Consider the following 24,835-nt stretch of genomic DNA (forward strand, 5'->3'; position numbering starts at 1 on the left):
ACTTTAGTTCGATCCACCGAACTCTGGGTAAGCTTCCATACCGCATTCTGAGATATCGACACCTTCGTACTCTTCTTCTTCAGAGACACGCAGACCGATAACCGCTTTGATAATCGTAAATACGATGAAGCTGGTCACGAACACCCATACAAAAATGGTAAGTGCACCGATGATTTGACCCATGAAGCTGACATCGCTGTTTGTGACTGGGACTAACAGCAGACCCAACAAACCAACGACACCGTGGACTGAAATCGCACCGACGGGATCGTCGATTTTCAGCTTGTCTAGGGTGATGATCGAGAACACAACCAAGACACCACCGATCGCACCAAAGATAGTTGCTTGCAAGGCGGTCGGAGTGTCAGGACCCGCAGTGATTGCTACCAAGCCGGCCAAAGCACCGTTCAACGCCATGGTGAGGTCGGCTTTTCCGAACATGAAACGCGCTGTTATCAACGCAGCAATTAAGCCACCTGCTGCCGCAGCGTTGGTGTTCATGAATACAACCGCTACCGCGTTAGCACTTTCGACAGAAGCCGTTGCCAACACCGAGCCACCGTTAAAGCCAAACCAGCCCATCCATAGGATGAAGGTACCGAGCGTCGCTAAGGGCAAATTTGCGCCCGGGATCGGGTGAATTGAGCCATCCGCGCCGTATTTTCCTTTACGCGCACCAACCAACATCACACCTGCTAAAGCCGCAGCTGCACCAGCCATGTGCACGATGCCTGATCCCGCGAAGTCAACGAATCCTAAGTCACCTAGGTTATACATGCCGAATACGGAATTGCCACCCCAAGTCCAGGAACCTTCCATTGGGTAGATAAAGCCCGTCATAACAACGGCAAAGGCCAAAAACGCCCAGAGTTTCATACGCTCTGCTACCGCGCCAGATACAATCGACATAGCCGTGGCTACGAAGACGACCTGAAAGAAGAAGTCAGCCGAAGGTGCGTAAGTAGCCGCTTCCTCTGCCCCTGTGACACCGTCACCAGTAATCGTCGATAAGAAAATATCGCCGCCGTACATGATGGCGTAGCCGCAAATCATGTACATGGTGCAGGCAATCGCGTACAACGCGACGTTTTTGGTTAAGATTTCAGTGGTGTTCTTGGCTCGTACTAAGCCCGCCTCGAGCATAGAGAAGCCCGCTGCCATCCACATGACTAAGGCGCCGCATACCAGAAAATAAAAGGTATCGAGCGCGTACTGTAATTGAAATATTTCGTTTTCCATAACAATGCTCTCTCGTAATTTACAGGATGACTAGATAGCCTCTTCCCCGGTTTCGCCAGTTCGAATTCGAATCACCTGCTCTAGCGATGAAACGAATACCTTGCCGTCGCCAATTTTGCCGGTATTAGCCGCTTTGGTGATCGCCTCAATGGTCTGATCAGCCAATGCCTCCGCTACCGCAATCTCAATTTTTACCTTAGGTAAAAAGTCGACCACGTACTCCGCACCTCGGTACAACTCGGTGTGCCCTTTCTGCCGCCCAAAGCCTTTGACTTCGGTCACAGTAATACCCTGTACTCCGATTTCAGACAGTGCTTCACGCACGTCATCAAGCTTAAATGGCTTAACAATTGCTGTTATGAGTTTCATATTGCTCTCCTGTTGCGTACGCAGCCCTGCGCGGGCTGCGATCTCGAAATGCGATTACAGACTTTTTGAGATTGACAAGATCAAACGATCATCAGAGCCTGCGACGACGTCATCGTCTAAGTCAGTGCCCACAAACGCTAATCCGAAGTCAACACCGCCGGCGCTAAAGCCCAGCGTGGCACTGTAGTCAGAGTATGAGTCTTCACCTGGGCCCCAGAAATCCGCGGCGTCGATATCGCTGTATCCGTAGTGCAAATCAAGTGACAAACCTTCGGTTAATGCCATCGAATAGCCAACGTAGGGGTACACGAAGTCAGGGCCACCATCGCCGAGGTATTCCGACGAGTAGTTCACGCCAAAGCTAAAATCGCCGTAGCTGAGGGCGAGCGCGTATTCTTGATAATCGAACTCAGCGTCACCTTCGTAGTCGAAGTAAATATAGCTAACGTCGTAGCCAAGATCGCCCATGCTACCGCCATAGCCAAAGTAAAGGTCCATTTCGGTGCTCGACTCGGTGCCAAACTCAACGTTTGACATCCAAGTGCCTGCGTAAAAGCCCGATTCAGCGGCGTAGTCGAACCCACCCTGAATAGCGCCTTTTTCGCCCGTCTGCGAAATGCCGCGGAACGAGTAGTCGGATACCAGCGATACGTTGCCACTAATTTCTGCGGATGCTTGTGCGGCACCCGTTAATGCCAAAGCAGCGACCAAAGCGGAAAGTTTTGTTTTGTTGAACATGTGTTGTCTCCTTTAGAGTATGTAATGTGTGCACTTCGACCAGCGACACTAGGCCTGGTGCATCTGTTGCACGATCTCTTTTGCACCCCGCGTGCCAAGAAGCATTTTTTTTCATATACGTCAGTGGTTTAAGCTAAAATTCACGAGAAATCTAAAGCCAAATATGAATTCCCGTGAGGCATCATCCGCCCCAAAAAAGCGCTGGGCACCAAGGTGGTGCACCAAATCGGTTCACATTGATGACTTTTGACGTACACAGCACTTTTTGTTCGAAACACAAAGCTCTACACTGTGCATAACACATTAGGAGACACGCTCATGGCGCTCAAACCGCCCCCAATTGGCGATCTACTTAGCCAATTTAAAGGGCTCGCTGAAGATAGCGGGCTAAAACAAGAGCTAGATAAGAATTCCAAGGCCCTCATGCAAACCATGCTGGCAAAATTAGACGTGGTAACGCGCGAGGAATTCGATGCACAGTGCGCGCTGCTAGCGCGCGCACAACAACGCATTGCGGAGCTTGAAGCGCAAATCAAGCTACTCGAAGAAAACGGTTAACCCAGTAGCTCCGCGCTAGTTTGCGCGCCGACATCAACATTTGCTCAAGGAAGAGCTATGCAATTATCTGTGATAAAAGCCCGTGCTTTGGTGGGCATCGATGCCCCCTTAGTGCGAGTAGAAACCCACTTGAGTAGCGGCTTACCCGGCTTCAACTTAGTGGGTATGCCCGAGACCACCGTGCGCGAGAGCAAAGATCGCGTTCGCAGCGCAATTATTAACAGCCATTTTGATTTTCCCGATGCCAAAATCACCGTTAATCTTGCGCCAGCCGATTTGCCCAAAGAAGGTGGCCGCTTTGATTTAGCCATTGCGCTGGGCGTTCTCGCTGCGTCAGGCCAAATCAATACACAAAAATTATCGCAATACGAGTTTATCGGTGAATTGGGTCTTGATGGTGCATTGCACCCAGTTACGGGCGTGCTGGCCAGCGCCCACGCGTGCGCCACTTCAGACTGCAAACTCATGGTTAGCCAGGCCTGTGCACCTCAAGCCGCCCAAGTGCCCGACTGTTTCGTGATGGGCGCAGAATCTCTGCTCGATGTCTGCGCGCAATTGCGCAACGCCAAACCTGTCCGCATACAAAGTAACCGGGCAACACTTGCACATAAAAGACTGCCCGATCTGAGTGAGGTAAGAGGCCAACTCGAGGCGAAACGCGCGCTCGAGATCGCCGCAGCAGGCGGACATAATGTGTTCTTATATGGCCCACCGGGGACCGGAAAAACCCTGCTCGCGAGCCGCCTTGCCGGTCTCCTGCCGCCGCTGAGCACAGCTGATTTATTGGAGGTACGGCTTATTCAGGACTTAATGACCAGTAATAGTGCAAGTGATGAACGCCCATTTCGTGCACCTCACCACAGCGCTAGCGCTGTCGCTCTGGTGGGCGGCGGTTCCAAACCCAAACCGGGGGAAATCACCTTGGCCCATCGCGGTGTATTATTTTTGGATGAGATCGCAGAGTTCCCGCGCGCAACCTTGGATATGTTGCGTGAACCCCTAGAATCGGGGTCGGTGCGCATTAATCGCGCTAAAGCTAGCGTCACCTACCCCGCTAACTTCCAGTTAATTGCGGCGGCCAACCCTTGCCCCTGCGGATATTTGGGTGATCCAGAGCGCCGTTGCCGATGCAGCAACGATCAGATCGAGCGCTATCAGGCGCGTTTATCGGGACCTCTGCTTGACCGCATCGATTTGTTTTGTCGAGTCGAACGCCTAGATGCCAGAACCCTATTGGAACAGGGTGATCATGGGGAAGCATCGGCAATCGTAGCCGCTCGAGTCGCTCAAGCGCAGGCCTGCGCACAGCAACGCCAAAACGCACTGAACGCCAGAGCCCAAGGCGACACCCTAGCAAATGAACACTGCAGCGATGCCGCCAAACACACGCTGACTCTGGCGGCTGATAAATTTCAGTTATCGGGGCGCTCGGTGCACAGAGCCTTGCGAGTGGCTCGGACCATCGCCGATCTTGCGGATGCGAAGATGATCGAAAAAAACCACATGCTAGAAGCGCTCAGCTACCGACAAATTAACTTTAACAGAGGTCCTTTCTAACAGCTTTGCCCGCTAAAATTTGATACCCTAGCGCTTTTTTTAGGCACCCCTATTCGTGACGACACTGAACCCCGCGCAACGTGACGCTGTTCGCTATTTAGACGGCCCTTTGCTAGTACTCGCTGGTGCCGGCAGCGGTAAAACCAGTGTGATCACCCAAAAAATTGCGTATCTGGTAGAGCAATGCGAACTACCACCTAAAAAAGTGGTGGCGGTCACCTTTACCAATAAAGCGGCCCGCGAAATGCGTACCCGCGTCAATAGCATCTGCGAAAAAGCCAAGGGCTTATGGGTCAGTACGTTCCATCAGCTGGGTTTATCTATTGTTCGTAAAGAGCACCATCTGCTGGGCCTTCGCCCTGGCTTTAGTATCTTTGACCAACAAGATGCTGTAACCATCATGAAAGAGCTACTCGTACAGGAGCTGAATACCGACCCAGACCAAGCGCCCTTGATCCTAAACGCCATCAGCGCCTACAAGGCTGATGGTATTACCCCGGAGCAAGCGCAGAGCACCGCCGAGACCCATTTAGATATCCTACACAGCGCATGCTACGAGCGATATCAACGGGCCTTGCGCGCCTACAACAGTCTGGACTTTGACGATTTGATCTTCTTGCCCAACATCCTATTTCGCGAGCACCTCGACGTAAAAGATCGCTGGCAAAACCGCGTTCGCTATATGTTGGTCGACGAGTATCAGGATACAAACGGCAGCCAGTATGAGCTGATTCGACATTTAATGGGCACTAACTCGGGTCTCACCGTCGTGGGTGATGACGACCAGTCGATCTACGCGTGGCGTGGCGCCAAACCCGAAAATCTGGTTGCTTTAGGCGAGGACTTTCCCAACTTAAAAGTCATCAAACTTGAGCAAAACTATCGCTCAACGGCGACAATTTTGCAGTGTGCCAACGAGCTCATCGCCAACAACCCACACATTTATGACAAAGCGCTATGGAGCGAGCTGGGGCGAGGCGACAAAGTAAGAATTCAAGCAGCGGCCGACGAGCATGCCGAGGCCGAACAAGTCGTTGCTGAAATTATCGACCACAAAATGCGCCGCGGCTTGCGCTACGGCGCGTACGCTATTCTGTATCGAGGCAATCACCAAGCGCGGTTGTTAGAACTCGAACTGCAGCGCTTTCAGATTCCGTACCAGCTAAGTGGAGGCACCTCGTTTTTTGCGCGTAACGAAGTTAAAGACATCCTCTGTTATTTACGCTTACTGGTAAACCCAGACGATGACAACGCGTTTTTGCGCATCTGCAATGTGCCTAAACGTAAGATCGGAGCGGTGACCCTAGAAGCCGTAGGTCGCTTTGCGCACGAGCATCACATCAGCCTGAAGGACGCGGCCAGTCGTGCAAACCAGATTGAAGACTTGGCAGCAGCGGCACAAAATGCGCTGACCGAATTTGCCGAGTGGCTCGCGCACTGGGAACGCGAGTGCTTTGAGGCGCGCGACGCCAAACCCATTCGCGCCATGATCGATGACCTTAACTACGAGGGGCACTTACAGCTAACGAGTTCTTCAGATGACGTCGCAGCAAGGCGTATGGGCAACGTCGAGTTTTTGGTCGCCAGCCTGGACAAAGTCATCGAAGACCAAGATCTAACACTAGAGGAAGCAATAGCAAGACTGATGCTGCGCGACCTGATGGAGCAGCAAGAAGAAGAACGCTCTGGACCCGACAGTGTGCAATTAATGACCCTACATGCGGCTAAAGGCTTAGAGTTTCCGCATGTCTACCTCATAGGTTTTGAGGAAAATATCCTGCCACACCGCAACAGCATCGAAGCCGATACTGTCGAAGAGGAGCGTCGCTTAGCCTATGTTGGCATTACCCGCGCGCGCGAGACCTTAACCATTTCTTACGCTCGCAAGCGGCGCCAGTTTGGCGAAAACATGAGCTGCGAGCCTAGTCGCTTTGTAGATGAGTTACCGACGGACTTACTAGAGCGCTACGACGACGAGGAACAATCGGCTGAAGTGAACGCGGCACGTGGCTCGGAAACGCTCGCAGGACTTCGAAATCTACTGGGTTAAAACAAAAATGGCGCACCGAGGCGCGCCATTCTGCAATTGAGCGGTTTTTAGCCCTGCGGCTGCATGAAATCGATCGCTGCATAGATTTCGTCATCAGAACAGTCACCGCAAGTGCCTTTAACAGGCATCGCGCCAATACCGTTCACACCGTTGGCATACACAGTATCTTTGCCTTTGGCGTCGATTCGGGCAATCCAGTCTGAGCTGCCGGTTTTAGGTGCACCTAATACACCCACGCTGTGACAAGCCGTGCAATAGGTGTTGTAAACTTGCTCACCGCTGCGCGGTCCTGAGCTGGCAAGTGCGCCGGCACCACCGCAGGTAGTGTCGCCCTGCATACACACTTTACCTGCCGGCGCGATACGCGCCTCGATATCAGAGCGCTGTTTATCCGACAGAGCCCAAGCAGCCGACGCGACCATTACCGCGAAAATTGCAATCACAGATTTTTTGAACATGATCCTACCCCTTTCTCCAAAGTGGCGGCATTATAGCGATAAACACCCAGATTAAAAACCGGGAACATTTGTGAGTGCGCATTAATTTGGGCAAACTGTGTTAAGAATCAACAAAAAGGGCTAAACATGCATCTGTACAACTACGATCCCGCACCCAACCCTCAGCGCTTGGTGTACTTTATGAAGCTAAAAGGCTTGGAGTTGCCCACCACCCAAATTGATTTGGGTGCACTCGAGCAACTTAAACCCGAATACCAAGCCATTAACGCCAGCGGCACCGTTCCCTGCTTGGTTATAGATTCGGGCGAGCAACTCACAGAAGTGATTGCAATTTGCCAATATCTAGAATTACTGCACCCCGATACGCCACTCATGGGGGCAACCGCCCTAGAAAAGGCCCAGGTACTGGAATGGGATCATAAAATTTTTACCACCTTGTTGAGCGCAGTGGCCGATATGTTACGTAACGGCAACCCCGCGTTTGAGGGACGCGCGCTGCCAGGCCCCCTCAACTTGGCGCAAATTCCAGCCCTGGTTGAGCGTGGACAGGTGCGGATTCAACACTGCTGGGACGTACTAAATACGGCGCTCGAGGGTAAAGATTTCTTAGTCGGCAACAGCGTCACGCTGGCCGATATCGACTTGTATGTCGCGATGAACTTTGCTGGCTGGGTACGTGAGCGTGTTCCAGAGACCGCGAGCAATCTCTTAGCGTTTCGCGATCGCGTAAAAGCCCTTCTGGATTAGGTCTAGAGTCCACATAATGAGGCTAAGCCGCCGTTTTTGGATCGCACTGACAATCTGCCTAGGTGCGTGTTCTGACCATAGCGGCGAAGCTATCCTAAGCGATTACGAAGCGCGACTTAGTCGCACTTTAGACCTTAACTTCGAGTCGATGGCGATCGCTGCAGCACCCCGCAAGCCAAGAGCAGAGGCGTTGCAACTTGAGCTGCAGAACTCCGACATTGGCACGCTCGATTTTTTGGCGTTAACGGGCTGTGAGCTTCAAATCACCATTGGTAAGCGCAACTCAAGTCTGGGTAAATTAGCGCCGCCCTCACAGCGTTTACTGCTCGATTTAGAATTCTTACGCCATGCGCCTGCCTGCATTGCGCACCTGGAGTCTAAAGCTGACCAACAAGAGTTGGTGTCTCTACTCGAACAGAGCCAAATTCTTAAACAGCAGCAATTAGCACGACAAATTCACAACGCCACGCTCGCGGGCCCCGAGTGGCATCAATTCTGGAAACCCCAGAAAATCCCAGTAGGCTACCCAAGCGACACCACCAGCGACCAGGTACTTCAAGCCTTAGATGCGATAACGGCCATGGCGGACAATTGGCTAAGGGGCGACTATGTCGCCGACAGCCAAATGTTCGAAACGCACTTGAACACTCTTCGGTCAGGCGATGGCGGCGTGATACTTAGCGCCACCCAAACAGGTCACGAGTTTTTTAGCCGCTGGAACACAACCCTAGGCGAGTACACACAACAACATGCCTGCTCTCCGGAGAGTCGAAGAACCATTCTTGAAACTGTGATCGCCAAATACTTTGCTGGAAGCGTACAGCAATGGCTCGCCCCAATCATGAGCCGAGCCGAAAACATTCAGCAGGCAAGCAATCAGCTAGAAAACTTACTCAGCCAAGCGAGTTCGGCTGAATACAATCGTTGGCGGGAGCAGCGAGACGATTACATTCAGGCGATGAAATCATTGACCGTCGCCCACGTTAAGACGCTTAAACGGGTGATCAATCCCTGTTAGATCCATCCAAAAAAAGGGGGCCTAAGGCCCCCTTTGCGATACTTCTCATCTAACGGCGTTAGAAGTTTTTGCGCACATTCAAACCGAAAGTGCGCGGCGGGCTTGGGTAACCGTTGAAACTGCCAGCCTGTGCAACCGATGGGAAGTTGGTCATAAGATACTCGTCGTTAAACAAGTTGCGCGCCCACACGCTGACCTCCCAACCATCGATGTCCATGCCCGCAGATGCATTCACAACGTTCATCTCACGCGTCGCAGCACCTACAGCATTTAAGGTCGCAAATGATGGGTCTAATGCGCCGCCATCCTGAATATCCACCTCGCTCTCGTACTGGTAATCGGCCCGAACATAGCCTTCATAACCTGACCACTGGAAGTTATAGGTCGCGGCTAACGATAAACTTTGCTCGTGAATGCCCCCAGGTTGGGTTCCAGAAATATCGCCCAAAGCAGACCCTTTAAAGCTGTCGTACTTGGGATCGAGGAATACGCCCGAGAAGGCCAAAGTAAGCGATTCAGTGGCATTGTAGGCTAAATCAATTTCAAGACCTTGCGCCGACTGACTACCCGCATTTGCTAGGGCAAATGCCGCACCGGTAAAGGTGTTCGACTGAAAGCCCTCAATGGTCTGATCAAACACCGCCACATTGACAAAGCCCCAATCAAAGGCGCCTTTCAAGCCCAGCTCGAACACTTCGCTCTCTTCAGGGCCCGCCAAGCGCGTACCTACAACCAAGTTAGCTGGAAGCGTCGCGCCCGCAGCAGTTAAGGCAGACACCTCTGCCGCAGTAGGACGCGAATCACGCGACAGGTTCCATGACGTCGCCTTGTATCCCGTTGATAAGCTTGCATAGACGTTAATAGACTCGGTCCAGTCATACGCTAAGCGCGCTGTATAGGTGACTTTCGAGTCATCCGACGTTCCGCTGTTGCCGGCGTTCGGATAACCCAATAACTGCGGCAAAAACTGCAGGGCCTGTAAACCCAACAGTGGGTTTTGCGAGGGGTCGCTCAAATCTAAGGCAGACACGCCGGCTACTACCCCTTGCTGCAGCTGTAAGAAACCTGCCGCACCTTCGGGCGTTGAGGTGACTAATCCAACGTTCTCGGCGCTGAAGGGTAACCCGCCAAATACCAAGGGGAACTGCTGAGCTAGCGTAAACCCTACCAAAGCATTTAAACCATCTAGTCCATCCAAGTCTAACTTTGAAAACGCGTCTGAGTTTTCTTGGCGAAGGCTCGTATCTTTTTCGTCTTGGATGTAGCTCAAACCAACCGTCGCGGTTAAACGATCATTCAACGCTATGTCCATCTGACCGAAAATCGATGTTGCTTGGTTGCTTTGCTTCGCGTATTCGCGCACTGCCACGCCATTGTGGAACGTGCCAGGTGCATAGCCTAGCACGGCTTCTAAGCCCAATACGGTGCCGGCACCACCCGTTAAAATATCAACGTAACCTGAGAACGCTGTACCAAAATCTAAACCATTACGATAATCGATATCTTCGTCAAAATAGAAAATACCCGCGACCCAATCGGTTTTATCGGTGCTACCCGAAATACGCAACTCTTGGGTAAAAGTTTGAATATCGGTCGAGGTGGGCTGATTACCAATTAAGTCAGCACCACCATAGTCCACATCAGAAAATGGCTGATTCAAAAATGAATCTCGGTAAGCGGTAATCGAGGTCAAATCAAAACCACCGAAATCAAATTCGGCGTTGATGGTAACACCACTGTTTTTAGCGATATTGATACTGTCGTTGTTGTAATAAACGTCGTAGCTAAAGGGGTTTTCAGCGTCAAGCGCACCACCCAAAGCCACTACCGCTGCGCCTGTCGGGCCGTTAACAACGTTACCCACGGTACAGCAGATTTCGTCAAGCTCGTCGTAATCTGCAATGATGCGGATACGGCTAGTATCGGAAGGCTCGATCAATAAATCGGCCCGAACGCCCCAACGGTCGCGATCAGACACATCATTACCGGTAGTCAAGTTATCGGCGTAACCGTCACGCTTATTCACAGAGCCGCTTACACTCATAGCAACCGTATCGCTTAAACCGGTGCTGTAATAGCCTTTAGCAGTTTTGTTATTGTAATTACCCAAGCCCAGTTCGATGTAACCTTCGGGTTCGTAAGTCGGCGCCGCGGTAACCACACTCACCACACCCGCCGAAGCGTTTTTACCAAACAGGGTGCTCTGGGGGCCACGCAAGACTTCGATGCGCTCAAGTTTGGGCAAATCAGAGATTTGGCTTTGCGCGCGCGAGCGATATACACCGTCCACGAATACCGCCACTGACGGCTCAATGCCGGGATTGTTCGCACCATTACCAAAACCACGAATAATAAAAGTGGTCTGGTTCGAGTTTTGCAACTGCGACACTCGTAGCGAAGGCACCACCGACTGCAAATCTAGTACATCGCGGATTTCCGCCTGTTCGATTGTTTCCGCCGACGTGACAGTTACCGCGATCGGCACTTCTTGCAGCGTTTGCGCTCGTTTTGAGGCAGTGACAATAATTTCTTCAAGTGCCCCCTGCGCTTGGGAGAAAGTGCTAGAAAGCGCTAAGGGAACGGCGATGCTTAAGATTTTTAACTTATTCGACTTCATGTGGATACCTCACGATTCACAGATCTTATTAGCGGGCTGACCTCACCCAGAGCTAGTGTACCCACTTGCGTTGCTAATTTGCTTAAATGTGACCATTTTTTAACGTGAATTTTTAATGTATGTGCCTTTTACAGAATCTTTAGCCCTGGGCAGCGCGCACAAGAGTCGCACTGTCTTGACGAGTAAAAGTGTTCAATAAATACCTTTAGCAGCAAAAAATATCGCTTCACTAACACCCTGCTTTTGCTTATGAGAAATAGGCGTTATATGCTATACCGCTTAAAACAATGCCAAATTCTGGCTGATTGGTGATTTATGAAGGGCATTATTTTTACCGAATTTTTCGACTTGGTAGAGGAAGCATTTGGATTTGAAATTGCAGCGCAATTAATCGACCAATGTGATCTACCCTCCGGGGGAGCCTACACGGCGGTCGGGACGTATGATCACACCGAAATTTTGGCTTTGGTAGGCATGCTGAGCAAGCTTACCGCCGTGCCAGCACCCGCACTAATGGTAAGTTACGGTAAATTTCTCTACCCAAAACTGCATGCGCAATTGGACAGCATGGGCCTAAACTTTGGCAGTAGCTTCGAACTATTTAAAGCTCTCCACGAAGTCATTCACCCTGAAGTACTCAAACTTTACCCTGATGCTGAGCTCCCGGAATTTGAGGCGACGCCGCTTTCGGACAACCAGCTTCTGCTTAAATATCGCTCATGCCGTCCATTAGCCCACGTAGCCGAGGGGTTAATTTACGGAGCTGGAGACCTCTATCAAGAAAACCTCTCAGTGCAGCTTGAACACAAGAATGCAACCGACGATTTCCATACTGACATAACCATCACTCGCGCATGAACGAGTCAACTGAAGACCCAAAGGTTGCGTATTTGAGGAAGCGCCTTGAACTTGAAAAATCGGCTAGACAGCAAGCCGAAGGCCTGCTGGAGTCGAAAAGCCGAGAACTCTTTGAAATCAATAAAATTTTAGAGCGCAGTAACGAACAATTAGACGAGCAAGTCCAACAGCGCACCAGCGCACTACTCGCGCAAACGAAACTTGCAGAAGACAACGCGAGCAGACTGAACTCCGCGGTAGAGCGCTTGGAAATTATCCTAACCGCTGCACGTGCTGTTAGCTGGACCTACGACATCACCCACCACACATTTCGCGTGAACGGTGGCGATACTAGCCTACTCCAATTTAAACTAGACGAAGTTGTCGACTTCAAAAAATTGAAACAGGCTTTGCATCCAGACGACCACGCCATTTTTCGCGAAACCTTCTCGGAACTGAGTTACTTAAAATCAAAAATCGATATTCGTCTGCGCTTCAAAGACCAAGATGATCAGTACCGGTGGTTTGCATTAAGTGCCGTCATGTCTCGCTCAGAGGCGCAAGACCCTATTCTGCTTGGCGCCTTGATCGACGTTCAAGACCACGTCAAACGCGAAGAAGAGGCCTGGGCCTTGTCGAATATTGACTCATTAACCCAGGTGGCCAACCGCCATTACTTCGAGCAACTGTTCGCTAAAGCAAAACAACAATCGCAAGACTTTGGCACCGGCTTTACTTTGGGTTTGGTCGATATAAACGAGTTTCGGTTAATTAACGAAAGCTTTGGTCAGCGCACAGCGGATTGGACTCTACAGGCCCTTGCCGACTTGTTGGTCGATCGTTTTGAGGACAAGGGGTCAATTGCGCGTCTAGCCGCTGACGAGTTCGTGATTTTATTCAACAGCGACGTCAAAGCCACGCAGGCCTTTGATCATTTGGAGCAACTCGTTACCTCGATCGATCATTTTGAGTTGAACAACGGTGAGCGCGTCGCCATCACTCTCAGTGCCGGTGCTGCCTGCTTCCCTTACGACGGACAACAATTCGATAATTTGCTGCAAGCGGTGCAAACTGCGAACCAACAAAGTAAGCAGTCGCGTTTCAGTAGCCCCAAGTGCGTCATGTATCACCCCGGCATGGATGTGAGCCGACAACGAGACCGCAACATACGGCAGAACTTGCACCGAGCCGTGACTCAGGATGAGTTTTCGTTCGCACTGCAACCTCTTGCGACCAAAGACGGCAAGTGGCTTGCAGCCGAGGCGCTACTGCGCTGGACCAAGGGCCCGCGTTATTGCTCGACGCTTGACTTTATAACCGTTGCCGAAAGCTGTGGCTTAATCCTGCCCATCGGCGAATGGGTCATTAAAAACGCCATACAGCAGCTCAGCGCCATACAAAAGATCAGGCCCGACTTTTGGCTATCCATCAATATCTCACCAGCTCAATTCCAGCATCAGGACTTGGCGTCAACTATTCAAGGGGCCGCCGAGGGAACAGAAGTCGATTTGTCTCGTTTGGCCATCGAGGTTACCGAAAGCCTTTTTCTGGACGATCTCACACGCGTGCAAAACAGCTTAGATCGCATCAAAGCACTGGGTTGCACTATAGCGATCGATGATTTCGGATCGGGCTATTCAAGCTTGGGCTACGTGCAACAACTGCCTATTGACTACATTAAAATCGACAAACGTTTTGTGGATCAAATTACCGAACACTCTGAAAGCCACAACATCACCAAAGCGATTATCGACATGAGTCACTCACTGCACAGCAAAGTCGTAGCGGAGGGGGTCGAGACCTTGTTGCAGGTCGAAGCCTTAGCGGCACTAAACTGCGACGCGATGCAGGGTTACTATTTTGCGCGACCCATGGCACCCGAACAGTTTTTGGCAGAGCTGAAGCACAACAGCGAACGTTTTGTGGCAGAGTAGCGCCTCTTATTGCGTTACACTGCTTTGCGATTCCGATATCCTTATGGTTTTTGATCTGTGGATGCAGTATGACCCAAGGCTTTCAATTTGACGATAGGCTCAGCGCGCTTGACGAAATTATGCTGCGCGCCGAGAGCAATCCAAAAACCCGCAACTGGGTGCTGTCACTCGTTATACTCGATAAAAAGCCCAACACTGCCCGTCTACTAGAACAATTAGAGCGTGCCAGTAGAGAGTTTGTTCGTTTACGCCAAGTGGTGGTTCCGGCTCTCACGCCGGTCGGCTTCGCGCGCTGGCAGGCGGCAGAGTACTTTGACCCGCAAGAGCACTTTGAACACGTCGCGCTACCTCGCGGCAGCTCGTTTGATGATCTACTGCAACTCGCCTGCAATTTTATCAACAGGCCCGGCGACTTAAAGCGTCCTTTATGGGAAGCGATGTTGGTGGATAACGTAAAGCACCCCGAAGGTAAATCCGCATTTATGCTGCGCATGCATCACGCCATCGCGGACGGAATGGGCGCTGTACAGCTGTTTTTATCGTTATTTGATACTCAAGCCGATGGCACGCCACGCGAGTTTCTCGACCCGCCTTCGGCGCAACCCATGTCTTGGTTAGCGCGGGCTACTGCAGATGTGCGTGACAGCTTACCCGATGCCAAACGCCTTGCGACAGGCGCAGCAAAGGTTGCACTGGCTCACCTAGCATCGCCGGTTAAACAGTGGCGAGAAGATAAGGCTTTGGTGGATTCAGTGCTCCGACTTTATGGCACCAAAGGCGCGCCAGGCTCACCATTGTTAGCAGAGCGTGGTATGTCACGGAAATTTTTGGCGTGGGATTTTCCGTTTCCACCCTTTAAGCAGGCACTCAAAAATCTGGGCTGGTCGGTTAATGATGGTTACCTGACCGCGCTAACACTAGGGTTAAAGCGTTACCATGAAGAATTGCATTGCCCCCTAGAAAGCATGCCTTTGACCATACCGGTGAATGTCAGACGCGGCAATGATAGCGAGCAAACCGCAGGCAACCACATTGCGCCTGTGAAACTCGCGCTGCCCATGGATCTAGAAGACCCTCATGAAATTGCGGCAGATATTGGCGCCAAGGTTCGTTCGGCGGTGCAAGAACCCGCCTTAGGATTAATGTCTTGGGTTGCGCCCACCATTAAAGGCGCACCACAGTTTGTGGTCGATAAGATCGCAGACAGCATGGCAGAAGTCGACATTCAGGCGAGCAATGTGCCGGGTTACCCTTTTGCGCCCTACCTCGCAGGAAGTAAGATTGTCAGATCTTACCCGTTCGCCCCGCTGCCGGGCGTTGCCGCGATGGTCGCCCTGTACACCCAGAACGATGTCGCCCATATTGGCATACAGCTAGACAAAGCCGCAGTCGAAGACAGCGATCGGTTTGAACGCTGTCTGAAAGCCGCTTTCGAAGAAGTGATCGAGCTGGGTGCTTGACTAGGCAGGCACGTCCATCTGATTCTCGACTTTGATGCCCTGACCAATCATTTCATCGTAAGCGCTCGAGTGAATCATACGGTACTCGGCAACCTGCGCCCGAGACAAAACACGTTTTAGCGCCTCAGCCGAGGGCCTACGGATCGATGTGCCTTTCTCGGTCAAGAGAAACGTTTGACCGTCGATCTCAAGACGCGCGGTATACAGCGATGGCATTAGCGACAGGATCAGCACTTTATCAATGACCGTCGCTTCGTTAATGTCATCCAGCGCGAGTTTAAGCACTTCAGTCATGACCACGATCCCGTTGTTTGGCGCTCGCTTCTGGTAACGTGCGCCACGGTGTACCTTGGCAGCGCTCTCTGTAAGGGCAGCTGGCGACACAGCCTCGGCAGGGTAAGGTTGCGGTAGTGTCGGCTTGATTGGTTTCACTCACGATCTGATTTCTCCTCTAACACTGAGGCCAAGGCACGCTCGACCAAAAATCTCGCTTGATTAATGTACGCATGCACGCAAGCGTGTGTGGCCGCGTCAGACCACCCTTCTACAGCACACTCGCTAGAATAGCGTTCAAAGTTGGACAACGACTCGATCAACTCCGCCAAATGGTGGGTACAACCGCAAGCCAGTAACGAGTCGATTTGCTTGAGCTCAGTGAGCCTTGCAGTATCAAACAGTCTCGGTTTAAGAAGCGCTAGTTCACCGGCATCGCTATTGCCTTGGTCCAGTTCAACAGCCTGACGAAGTCCCGCCATGTGAACACCGAATCGCTCTTGATCTAGGGGCACTTTCAAGCAAGCAACACCGCGCTCTGCCAACTGTTCGATCCAGTGTGGGTTGGCAAACTCGTAAGCCACTAGCGTTAAGGGCGCGCCAATCTGACGCCGCGCCTGCTCGATCAAATCAACCTGGGTCCGGCTGAGTTGACCCACCGACACAATCAGGATACGAGCCGGCAAGGCGCCGAGATCACCTGACGCGACAGCAGACTCAAGTTCCTCACGCATCAAACGCACATCCAAGCCCGACACCATATTAGGATGCTTGTCCAACCAATCGCAAAAGGCGGATCCAAGACACAGGGTTTTAATCCTAATTTTCGTCGTTACACCCTGACCCGCGCCCGCTTGGTCTAGCAGAGCGGCCAAGGTCTTGCGTTCCATATTGGCAATTTCGCCAATACGGTAGCCTCTATCAACGAGGCTGGCGACAATTTGCAAATGCTCAAGATCGGTCTGCGTATACATTCTTCGCCCCGACTGTGACTTGTAGCTCGCGCCTAAACCGTAGCGGCGATCCCATATACGCAAGGTACCTGGCTTTATGCGCGTCAATCGTGCGACCGTGCCAATACCGTACAGTGGCCTCGCCTCTAGCTCGAATGCTCCCATAGATTACTCGCCTGTTTCAGTTTTGTTTCACTAATAGTTATACAAATCGAGTCGTTTAGCAAATCCAAGCGCCGTACATTGCGTAAAATGTACAGGAATAGCTGGTAGGAGAATCCTATGGTGATGTTTGCAGGTGATATCGACGAGAATGTCGATTTCTTTTTTGGAGAAGCGGAGCGTTTCCCTTTGTTAAACGCAGAGCAGGAGCAGACGATTGACCAGCAAAAATGGGACTTTGCTCATCAGGCGCTGCTGCAACTGTTAAAGGACCCCGACGGTAAGGACTTCGTCACCGAAGTGTGCTGCGCGATGTTGGAGCAACCCGCGAACATTGAACAGTTCGCGCAGCGCAATCACTACTTCACACTAAAACGGGACCTGAAGGCGATAGCTAACAGCAAATCTTGGTTAACGCCGACTCAGGCCTTGATACAAGCCGTGCAAACCGGTGCCCCAGAAACAGAGGTTCTGCAGCGCATTGAAGCCAGCCAGTGGCCCGCCACGTTTATGGTTGGCTTAGCGATTGTGGCCGAGCGCGCGTGCGGCCGCAACCGCAAAGATACCCTAGCCGACGCCTTAGCGATATGGAACCCAAGCTGGCAGACCTGGTCATTCGAACGCAAAGAAGCTTTGCGACGAGGACTCATGGGCCCCGTCCAGGGATACCTCGCTGCGCGAGACAAGCTGGTTATGCACAACGTGCGGCTGGTGTACAAACTGGCCCGAGAGAACCAAAACCGCGGCATCGCGGTCCGTGACCTGGTGCAAGAAGGCATTATCGGCTTGGTGCGCGCAGCCGAAAAGTTCGACTACCGACTCGGGTTCAGATTTTCTACCTACGCCTACAATTGGACGAATCAGCACATACAGCGCGTCTGTGAGGGCAATGGGAGTTTGGTCACCTACCCAACCCATGTCACACAAGAAGTAAACGCACTGTATCGGGTTCGCAACGAGTGGATGGATCGACGAGGCGAGGAACCTTCGCTCGCTGAGCTAGCAGAACACAGCGGATTCACCCTAGAGCGAGTTCGCGAGCTGACGCAACTCACCAACCTGACAGTGTCGATCCAAAGTGACGACGACGAAGACACCAACGCATTACCCGAATCGGCTTTGGTGGATGAAGCCGCCAATCCCGCATTGGAACAGGCGCAATCACGCAGCCTAAAGCGTTTACTGGAACAACAGCTCAAGCAATTAGATCGCCGCGAGCAGATGATCGTAACCGCTCGCTGGGGTTTAGACGGCCGACCCTCTCGAACCCTGGCACAGCTGGCCGACCAACTTGAGGTAAGCCGAGAGCTGGTGCGACAACTTGAAAAGTCAGCGTTGCGCAAACTTCAAGTCGACACGGAGCTCAATAAAGCATTCAAAGTATTGTCAGCGTGAACCAAGCTGAGATACGTTGCGTATTACACTGAAAATCGAGGGATATTCCGTGAAAAAATTGTTACTTAGCTTGACGATCTTAGGACTGAGCAGCTCAGCGCTAGCAAGTTGCCCAGATTATATGAACCACGACCTACGCAAACTCCATTCGAAAGAAACGGTGAACCTGTGCGAAACCCATGCAGGCAAGCCCATGTTAATCGTGAACACCGCCAGTCACTGCGGCTTTACGGGACAGTTCGAAGGATTAGAAGCGTTGTACAAGCAGTACAAAGACCGAGGATTTGAGGTCGTAGGCTTCGCGTCCGACAGCTTTAAACAAGAAGACGACAGCGAAGAAAAAGCCGCTGAAGTTTGCTTTGTTAACTACGGGGTGACGTTCACTATGATGGCACCTACGCCAGTGCGTGGCGATGATGTTAACCCCGTGTTCAAGTATCTGAACGAGAAAACGTCCAACCCAAGCTGGAACTTCAACAAATACTTGGTTAATGCCGAGGGTGAAGTTCTGGAGAAGTGGGGCAGCATGACTCGCCCTGACGACAAAGATCTCATCGCAGCGATCGAGGCGGTGCTTTAAAGGGCGTTTCATTGGCAGTTGGTGACATACGCGTGACCAACTGCCAAATCATATATCGCTTATTTAGGCTCGGGAAGATTTGCCATATAGCGCATCACATGAAAAATGACGTTCTGCTCTAAACTTCCACTCAATAAGTGCGCGCCAGGGCCACTGGCATAAATCCCAACATCGTCTCCACCGTGTGTTTCTGAATTTAGCGGCACCAAGGCTTCTTGATGATAACCTGGTGACGTCGTGTCCACCTCGGCATGCAAGTGGCGACCCGCCTTAACCTCGGACGCGTAACGCACGTCGGCGTTGGTTTCATCGCCAAAGTCGGCATACCCTCTTCCGTTGGCATAGCTTAAGGTCGTGTAGGGCGCGCCATCGGTCGCTAAGGCCACCTCTTGCTCACCAATGGGCACAACCTTCCCGAGAATTGGGTTGCCGCGACGAGGATAGCCCGCGATCGTCATCGTGTGGCTGTGATCTGCCGTCACAATAATCAAGGTATCATCGTCAGAAGTGAGCTCTTTTGCTACCGCAACGGCGTCAGAAAGCGCCACCGCGTCGCTCAAAGCACCTGCGGCGCTTCCCGCGTGGTGAGCATGGTCAATTCGCCCCGCCTCTATCATTAAGAAGTAGCCGTTTTGATTATCCAGCAACTCGATCGCTTTGCGCGTCATGTCCGCCAGACTGGGTTCTTGGTTTTGCTTGGCGACTCGATTCGCTTCGTAGCTCATGTGCGACGCACTGAACAACCCTAACGCCGGCAATTGCGACGCAGTAAGCTCAGACAATTCATCTTTAGTACTTACGAAGGATGCTGTTGGACTTAAGGCCTGCCACTCAGTGATTAAGTTACGGCCATCGCCACGCTTACCCGTAAATGGTGACTCTTGTGCATCTTTGGGTAAAAAACTACCTGCACCACCGCCTAAGACCAACTCTGGGCCATCGATCGAAGAGCCCGTTTCTGCCGAAGCCCGCGACGCATAGCTAATTAACTGGGAAGCGATATCTTCACAGCCGTTGTCTTTTGCCTCCTCACTGAGCTCAGCGTCATTCTCCCAATCGCGGTTCACGGTGTTCGCATACAACGCAGCCGGTGTCGCGTGGGTTATTCGCGCCGTCGACACAATACCCGTGTGCTTACCTGCAAGCTCAGCTAAGGTGAGTATCGACCTGAGATTATTGCCTTGCTGTGACGCGCAGTTACCGGTAATAACATCAGGACCCACGCTCAAGACGCCCGCACGGGTTTTTATCCCTGTGACCATCGCTGTCATGGTACCCGCGGAGTCTGGGGTTTGGGCGTCGGTGTTATAGGTGCGAGACAAGCCAACAAAGGGAAACTGGTCGAACGATAAATTATGCTCCTCGCCGCTACCGCCCAAAAGCTGCCCTTCGTAGATTCGTGCTGCGGTGACTGTCGGAATACTCATGCCGTCGCCCACGAATAAAATGACATTTTTCGCGGCACCCGGGGTTTGAACGATCGCTCGTTTCAAGTTCGCCTGCAACTTAGCAGCGCCCGCTTCATACCCAGTAGGTGAGACAGCACTCACACTCTGAACCTGCGCCTGGGCAAGGGGCTTCTGCAACCCAGATTCGCTCGCACAGGCGCTGACCAACAAGCTCGTTCCAACGACACCCAGCCACTGCTTTTTCATGATTTCTCCAAAACCGACTCACTCAAAAGAACGTATCATAACCTATTCGTATAACAAGCGTGTTACGCTTAGCGCATCGATTTGATTAGGAGTTTTTCCGTGCGAGCCTACCTACTTTCCGCCGGCTTACTCATCGCTATTTTTGGCAGCGTTGGGACCTATCTTTACAACAAATTTTCGGCCTTAGCCGAAATGGACTTCAGTCCCGCGCCCGTTACGGTCAACGCTGAACTTGCCCAAGCAGAAACAATTCATCGCAAAATCCTAACGGTTGGCACCATCATCGCGGACCAAGAAAGCGTATTAAAGGCCGAAGTCTCAGGTCGCGTGTCTGATTTGTTTTTCAAAGGTGGCCAAACCGTCGATGACAAACAGATCCTAATGCAGCTCGACGACAGCATCGAACAAGCAGAACTGCGCCGCTACCAAGCGGAGCTGGCTCTTGCCGAGACTTTGTTGAATCGCGACCGCGAATTGGCAAAAGAGAACGCGATATCGCAGACTCAACTCGATACTCGGGCTGCCCAGTTCCAGGCAGCGAGTGCGCGCGTTGAGGAAACGCTTGCGCGTATTCGACAAAAGCGATTGCTGGCGCCGTTTACAGGTTTGGTCGGGGTCCCCATGGTGAATGTCGGCGACTATGTCAACGCTGGTGAGTCCCTGGTGACCATCACCACCATACAGAATCTTGAGGCCGAATTTAATTTGCCCGCAACGCAAGCACGCGATGTCCAAGTAGGCTTGAGAGTGCGCATTGAGACAGCAAACCAAGAGCTTTTAGCGGAGGGGCAAATTTCGGAGGCTGACCCTAGGCTTGACCCAATCGATCGCACCCGACGCTTCAGAGCACAACTCAATAGCACCGACTTGTTCCCCGGCGAGTTCGTCCGTATTGCGGTGCTACTTGAAGAGCAGACCGAGGCTGTTACTGTACCCGAAACAGCCGTTACCTACGCGTTGCGCGGCGATGTTGTGTATGTCGTCGAGCAAGCCGACACCGGGCCCATTGCGTCAATGCGCATGGTAACGACCGGCGAGCACAGGGGGCAGCGGGTTGAAATTCGCTCTGGGATCAATGTAGGCGATCAAGTCATCACAGCCGGACAACACAAGCTGTATTCTGGTGCTAGCGTGACCGTCAGCGAGGACAGCCCACTGTGAGTTTTACTGACGTATTTATCCGCCGCCCGGTACTCGCCGTTGTTATTAGCGCCTTACTGCTGGTTGCGGGCCTACAGTCTTTTAACCGCTTGGAGTTACGCCAGTTCCCCGAGGTTGAAAAATCGCTCATTATTGTGCAGACCGCCTATCCTGGCGCGAGTGCCGATACGGTACAGGCTTATGTCACAGACGCTTTGCAGCGGCGGATAGCTGGCGCGCGTGGAATAGATTATCTCACTGCCAGCAGCGCACCCGGCATGTCGACCATACAAGTGCACGTGCGCTTAAATGAAGACACCAGCATGGTGCAAAATGAAGTCATCGCGAAAATAAGCGAGGCCAAATACGAGCTACCTCGCGAAATCGAAGACCCAGTGGTGACCACCAGCCAGGGCGATGACGCCATGATGTACATTGCTTTCACCAGCGAGCAGTTAAACACCAAACAAATTACAGACTACCTGCACCGTGCGATTCAACCCGAGCTGGCAACGATCGAGGGTGTGGGTCAAGCACAAGTCTTGTCAGGAACAGTATTTGCCATGCGTATTTGGCTGCAACCCGAGAAACTTGCAGCCTATAACATCACAGCTGCCGAGGTAAATCGCGCCTTGCAGCGTAACAATGTTCGCGCAGCACCCGGTGGTGTCGAGAGCGCGTGGACTCGAACCGCTGTTGATGTTGAAACCGATATTGAAGACCCTGAGCTCTTTGGTGAAATCATTGTTCGACAAAACGGTGACCAACGCGTCCGCCTGAAAGATCTAGCTCGTGTAGAGCTTGGTAGCGAGCGCTACAACGTCACCGTGTACTCCGAAGGAAATACCGGGGTATTTCTATCCATCACCAGCGCCCCCGGAGCCAACCCGCTCGCTGTAGCTCAGCGCGTTAAGCAAAAACTCGCTGACCTAGCAGCAGAAATGCCTGCCGATTTAGTTGCCGATGCTGACTCGGATGCCTCGATCTATATCGAAAAAGCCATTGAAGAAGTGGGCATGACCCTCATAGAGGCCACATTCATTGTGATTGGCGTCATCCTGTTGTTTTTGGGTTCTTGGCGCGTGGTCATTATCCCTCTGGTTGCAATTCCTCTGAGCCTAGTAGGCGTTCTCTTTGGCCTCTGGGTCGTCGACTTTTCGGTGAACCTTTTGACCCTACTGGCCATGGTCATCGCCATTGGGTTGGTGGTTGATGATGCGATTGTGGTGGTTGAGAATATTCACCGACACATCGAAGAGGGCAAAACGCCCTATGAAGCCGCTTTGATCGGCGCTCGCGAGGTTGCGCTCCCAGTCGTTGCCATGACCTTAACCTTGGCCGCGGTGTACGCCCCCATTGCTTTTGTGGGCGGCCTCACGGGCACCCTGTTTAGTGAATTTGCTTTAACGCTTGCGGGCGCAGTCGTGGTGTCGGGTTTGATTGCCTTAACGCTGAGCCCGATGATGTGCTCTAAGATTTTGCGCCCCCTAAAAGAACAGGGCAAAGCCGCCGACTGGGTAGACGCACAGTTCCATCGCCTCGATAGGATTTACCGTCGCGGCGTAGACGCCTGTTTAGCCAACCGGGGCGCCGTTTGGCTATTCGCGGGCGTGATTTTTTTAAGCCTACCCATGAGCTTTTTATTAGCTCAGCGCGAGCTTGCACCTGAAGAAGACAACGCCAGTATCTTCGTGTTCGCAAGTCCGCCAGACTACGCCAATATCGATTATGTTAACGCATACACACAGCAAATGATTGATTTGTGGCGCACCATTCCCGAAATCCGTACAGCGTGGCAGGTGAATCAGCAGGATCAAATTTTTGGCGGCTTAGAGCTTAAATTGTGGGATGAGCGCGAACGACATCAGTCAGAGATCATTGCCGAGGCCCAACAAAAGTACTCGACCGTCGCCGGCTTAGAAATTTATACCTTTGCCTGGGCGGCGCTACCCGGCGTTGACTCTGGTTTGCCAGTCAACTTTGTCGTGGCGTCAACCGATGACTACGCACAACTTGAACAGGTCGCTGAGGAATTGCTTGCCAAGGCGCGCGAGTCGGGCAAGTTTATCTTTGTGAACAAATCGCTGCGTCACTCTCGTCCCGAACTTAAGGTACATATCGACCGCGAACAAGCGGCGGCTTTGGGTGTCGAAATGCCTGAAATCGCTGAAACTCTGCAAACGCTTTTGGGCGATGGTGAAGTGAGTCGTTTTGCGATTGAGGGACGGACCTATCGAGTCATTCCTCAAGCAGCCGATGATTTTCGCCTAAGCGGGTCCAATTTGTCGCAGTACTATGTGCGCAGTCTATCCGGCCAAATGATCCCCCTTTCATCTGTGATTTCTGTAAGCACCATCGTTCAACCCAACGTCCGCTCGCAGTATCAGCAGCTCAACAGCATTACGATTCAAGGCATGATGATGCCGCCCAACACGCTCGGCGATGGACTGCAGTTTCTGGAGCAAGAGCTTAAGAACATCGCGCCAAAAGGCTATCGGGCCGGCTACGAAGGCGAATCCCGCCGTTACGTGCAAGAAGGCAATAGCTTTTTATTCTTATTCGGCGCCTCTTTAATACTGATTTATCTCGTTTTATCGGCACAATTTAATAGCTTTAGAGACCCGCTAGTCGTGCTTGTCAGCGTCCCTTTAAGCTTATTTGGCGCGCTATTACCACTGGCCTTGGGCTGGGAAACCTTGAATATTTATACTCAGGTCGGCTTGCTCACACTGGTCGGCTTAATCGCCAAACACGGTATTCTGATCGTGGATTTTGCCAACCGCTTAGAGCAAGAAGGTAAAGATCGCTTCGAAGCGGTGGCAGAGGCTGCCACCATGCGTCTACGCCCAATTTTGATGACAACCTTTGCCACCGTGCTGGGCGTTTTGCCTCTCCTACTCGCCAACGGTGCCGGCGCGGCAAGCCGATTTGCGATGGGACTGATGATAGCCGCGGGCATGTGCGTGGGCACCCTCTTTACCTTATTTGTGCTGCCGACCTTCTACCCGCGTTTAGGTCGGGCACAAAGTAGTCAATAACGCTAATCCAGCACCCGCAAGGCGGCGTATACACACCAAATTCCAGGAGCTTTGGCT

The 24,835-nt window shown here is 52.1% G+C and carries 20 protein-coding genes; 12 read left to right on the forward strand and 8 right to left on the reverse strand.

What is annotated here, in order from left to right:
• Positions 1-3 precede the first annotated feature (3 nt).
• Genes EYZ66_RS11940 through EYZ66_RS11950 form a run of 3 tightly spaced genes read right to left on the reverse strand, consistent with a single transcriptional unit; the run spans position 4 to position 2,346 of the window.
• Positions 4-1,239: an ammonium transporter gene (locus EYZ66_RS11940; RefSeq protein ID WP_009575711.1), complete on the reverse strand. Its 1,236-nt coding sequence runs from the start codon at positions 1,237-1,239 to the stop codon at positions 4-6.
• A 30-nt stretch (positions 1,240-1,269) separates the two neighbouring features.
• Entirely contained in the window at positions 1,270-1,608 is a 339-nt protein-coding gene (gene glnK, locus EYZ66_RS11945; RefSeq protein ID WP_009575713.1) for a P-II family nitrogen regulator, read from the reverse strand.
• A gap of 54 nt (positions 1,609-1,662) precedes the next feature.
• Positions 1,663-2,346 (reverse strand): TorF family putative porin, encoded by a 684-nt coding sequence (locus EYZ66_RS11950; protein ID WP_009575714.1) that lies wholly within the window; start codon positions 2,344-2,346, stop codon positions 1,663-1,665.
• A 318-nt stretch (positions 2,347-2,664) separates the two neighbouring features.
• Between EYZ66_RS11950 and EYZ66_RS11955 the strand changes: the two genes are divergently transcribed.
• The 3 genes from EYZ66_RS11955 to EYZ66_RS11965 are packed head-to-tail and all read left to right on the forward strand — an operon-like array spanning position 2,665 to position 6,511.
• Positions 2,665-2,904: an accessory factor UbiK family protein gene (locus EYZ66_RS11955; protein ID WP_009575715.1), complete on the forward strand. Its 240-nt coding sequence runs from the start codon at positions 2,665-2,667 to the stop codon at positions 2,902-2,904.
• Between the two features lie 57 nt (positions 2,905-2,961).
• Positions 2,962-4,461 (forward strand): YifB family Mg chelatase-like AAA ATPase, encoded by a 1,500-nt coding sequence (locus EYZ66_RS11960; RefSeq protein ID WP_009575716.1) that lies wholly within the window; start codon positions 2,962-2,964, stop codon positions 4,459-4,461.
• Positions 4,462-4,516: 55 nt separating this feature from the next.
• Positions 4,517-6,511, forward strand: a complete 1,995-nt coding sequence (locus EYZ66_RS11965) for a UvrD-helicase domain-containing protein (protein WP_009575717.1) — start codon at positions 4,517-4,519, stop codon at positions 6,509-6,511.
• Positions 6,512-6,558: 47 nt separating this feature from the next.
• Here EYZ66_RS11965 and EYZ66_RS11970 read toward each other — a convergent pair whose 3' ends face one another.
• On the reverse strand, positions 6,559-6,969 hold the full coding sequence (locus EYZ66_RS11970) for a c-type cytochrome (RefSeq protein ID WP_009575718.1): 411 nt from the start codon (positions 6,967-6,969) through the stop codon (positions 6,559-6,561).
• 126 nt (positions 6,970-7,095) lie between these two features.
• Here EYZ66_RS11970 and EYZ66_RS11975 point away from each other — a divergent pair, with 126 nt between their 5' ends.
• On the forward strand, positions 7,096-7,716 hold the full coding sequence (locus EYZ66_RS11975) for a glutathione S-transferase family protein (RefSeq protein ID WP_009575719.1): 621 nt from the start codon (positions 7,096-7,098) through the stop codon (positions 7,714-7,716).
• Between the two features lie 16 nt (positions 7,717-7,732).
• Positions 7,733-8,734 carry a DUF3080 family protein gene (locus tag EYZ66_RS11980; RefSeq protein ID WP_050793407.1) on the forward strand — a complete coding sequence of 334 codons (1,002 nt, stop codon included), beginning with the start codon at positions 7,733-7,735 and terminating at the stop codon, positions 8,732-8,734.
• A 58-nt stretch (positions 8,735-8,792) separates the two neighbouring features.
• Here the strand turns inward: EYZ66_RS11980 and EYZ66_RS11985 are convergent, their stop codons facing one another.
• Complete coding sequence (locus tag EYZ66_RS11985) at positions 8,793-11,351, reverse strand: TonB-dependent receptor (protein WP_009575721.1); 2,559 nt, start codon at positions 11,349-11,351, stop codon at positions 8,793-8,795.
• Positions 11,352-11,666: 315 nt separating this feature from the next.
• On the opposite strand from EYZ66_RS11985, the gene EYZ66_RS11990 reads away from it, so the two are divergent.
• The 3 genes from EYZ66_RS11990 (at position 11,667) to EYZ66_RS12000 (ending at position 15,582) form a co-directional block, all read left to right on the forward strand.
• Positions 11,667-12,209: a heme NO-binding domain-containing protein gene (locus EYZ66_RS11990; RefSeq protein ID WP_009575722.1), complete on the forward strand. Its 543-nt coding sequence runs from the start codon at positions 11,667-11,669 to the stop codon at positions 12,207-12,209.
• Positions 12,206-14,122, forward strand: coding sequence for a putative bifunctional diguanylate cyclase/phosphodiesterase (locus tag EYZ66_RS11995; protein ID WP_009575723.1), 1,917 nt, complete (start codon positions 12,206-12,208; stop codon positions 14,120-14,122). Before EYZ66_RS11990 ends, EYZ66_RS11995 begins: the two co-directional genes overlap by 4 nt.
• 68 nt (positions 14,123-14,190) lie before the next feature.
• On the forward strand, positions 14,191-15,582 hold the full coding sequence (locus EYZ66_RS12000) for a wax ester/triacylglycerol synthase domain-containing protein (RefSeq protein WP_009575724.1): 1,392 nt from the start codon (positions 14,191-14,193) through the stop codon (positions 15,580-15,582).
• Here EYZ66_RS12000 and EYZ66_RS12005 read toward each other — a convergent pair whose 3' ends face one another.
• Both EYZ66_RS12005 and EYZ66_RS12010 read right to left on the reverse strand, forming a co-directional pair.
• A complete protein-coding gene (locus EYZ66_RS12005) occupies positions 15,583-16,014 on the reverse strand; it encodes a DUF6482 family protein (RefSeq protein WP_040816586.1) in 432 nt (143 codons plus the stop codon).
• Positions 16,011-16,973 carry a MerR family transcriptional regulator gene (locus EYZ66_RS12010; RefSeq protein WP_009575727.1) on the reverse strand — a complete coding sequence of 321 codons (963 nt, stop codon included), beginning with the start codon at positions 16,971-16,973 and terminating at the stop codon, positions 16,011-16,013. The genes EYZ66_RS12005 and EYZ66_RS12010 overlap by 4 nt, the downstream gene beginning before the upstream one ends.
• 117 nt (positions 16,974-17,090) lie before the next feature.
• Here EYZ66_RS12010 and EYZ66_RS12015 point away from each other — a divergent pair, with 117 nt between their 5' ends.
• Positions 17,091-18,365 (forward strand): sigma-70 family RNA polymerase sigma factor, encoded by a 1,275-nt coding sequence (locus EYZ66_RS12015; RefSeq protein ID WP_160195685.1) that lies wholly within the window; start codon positions 17,091-17,093, stop codon positions 18,363-18,365.
• 49 nt (positions 18,366-18,414) lie between these two features.
• The gene (locus EYZ66_RS12020; RefSeq protein WP_009575729.1) at positions 18,415-18,945 is read left to right on the forward strand and encodes a glutathione peroxidase; all 531 of its coding nucleotides are present in this window, start codon (positions 18,415-18,417) and stop codon (positions 18,943-18,945) included.
• 59 nt (positions 18,946-19,004) lie between these two features.
• Here EYZ66_RS12020 and EYZ66_RS12025 read toward each other — a convergent pair whose 3' ends face one another.
• Positions 19,005-20,600, reverse strand: a complete 1,596-nt coding sequence (locus EYZ66_RS12025; RefSeq protein ID WP_009575730.1) for an alkaline phosphatase — start codon at positions 20,598-20,600, stop codon at positions 19,005-19,007.
• A 99-nt stretch (positions 20,601-20,699) separates the two neighbouring features.
• Here EYZ66_RS12025 and EYZ66_RS12030 point away from each other — a divergent pair, with 99 nt between their 5' ends.
• Positions 20,700-21,761, forward strand: coding sequence for an efflux RND transporter periplasmic adaptor subunit (locus EYZ66_RS12030; RefSeq protein ID WP_009575731.1), 1,062 nt, complete (start codon positions 20,700-20,702; stop codon positions 21,759-21,761).
• The gene (locus tag EYZ66_RS12035; RefSeq protein WP_160195686.1) at positions 21,758-24,778 is read left to right on the forward strand and encodes an efflux RND transporter permease subunit; all 3,021 of its coding nucleotides are present in this window, start codon (positions 21,758-21,760) and stop codon (positions 24,776-24,778) included. Before EYZ66_RS12030 ends, EYZ66_RS12035 begins: the two co-directional genes overlap by 4 nt.
• Positions 24,779-24,835: the final 57 nt, after the last annotated feature.

Origin of the sequence: Aequoribacter fuscus (genome assembly GCF_009910365.1) — a bacterium.
Classification (GTDB): domain Bacteria; phylum Pseudomonadota; class Gammaproteobacteria; order Pseudomonadales; family Halieaceae; genus Aequoribacter; species Aequoribacter fuscus.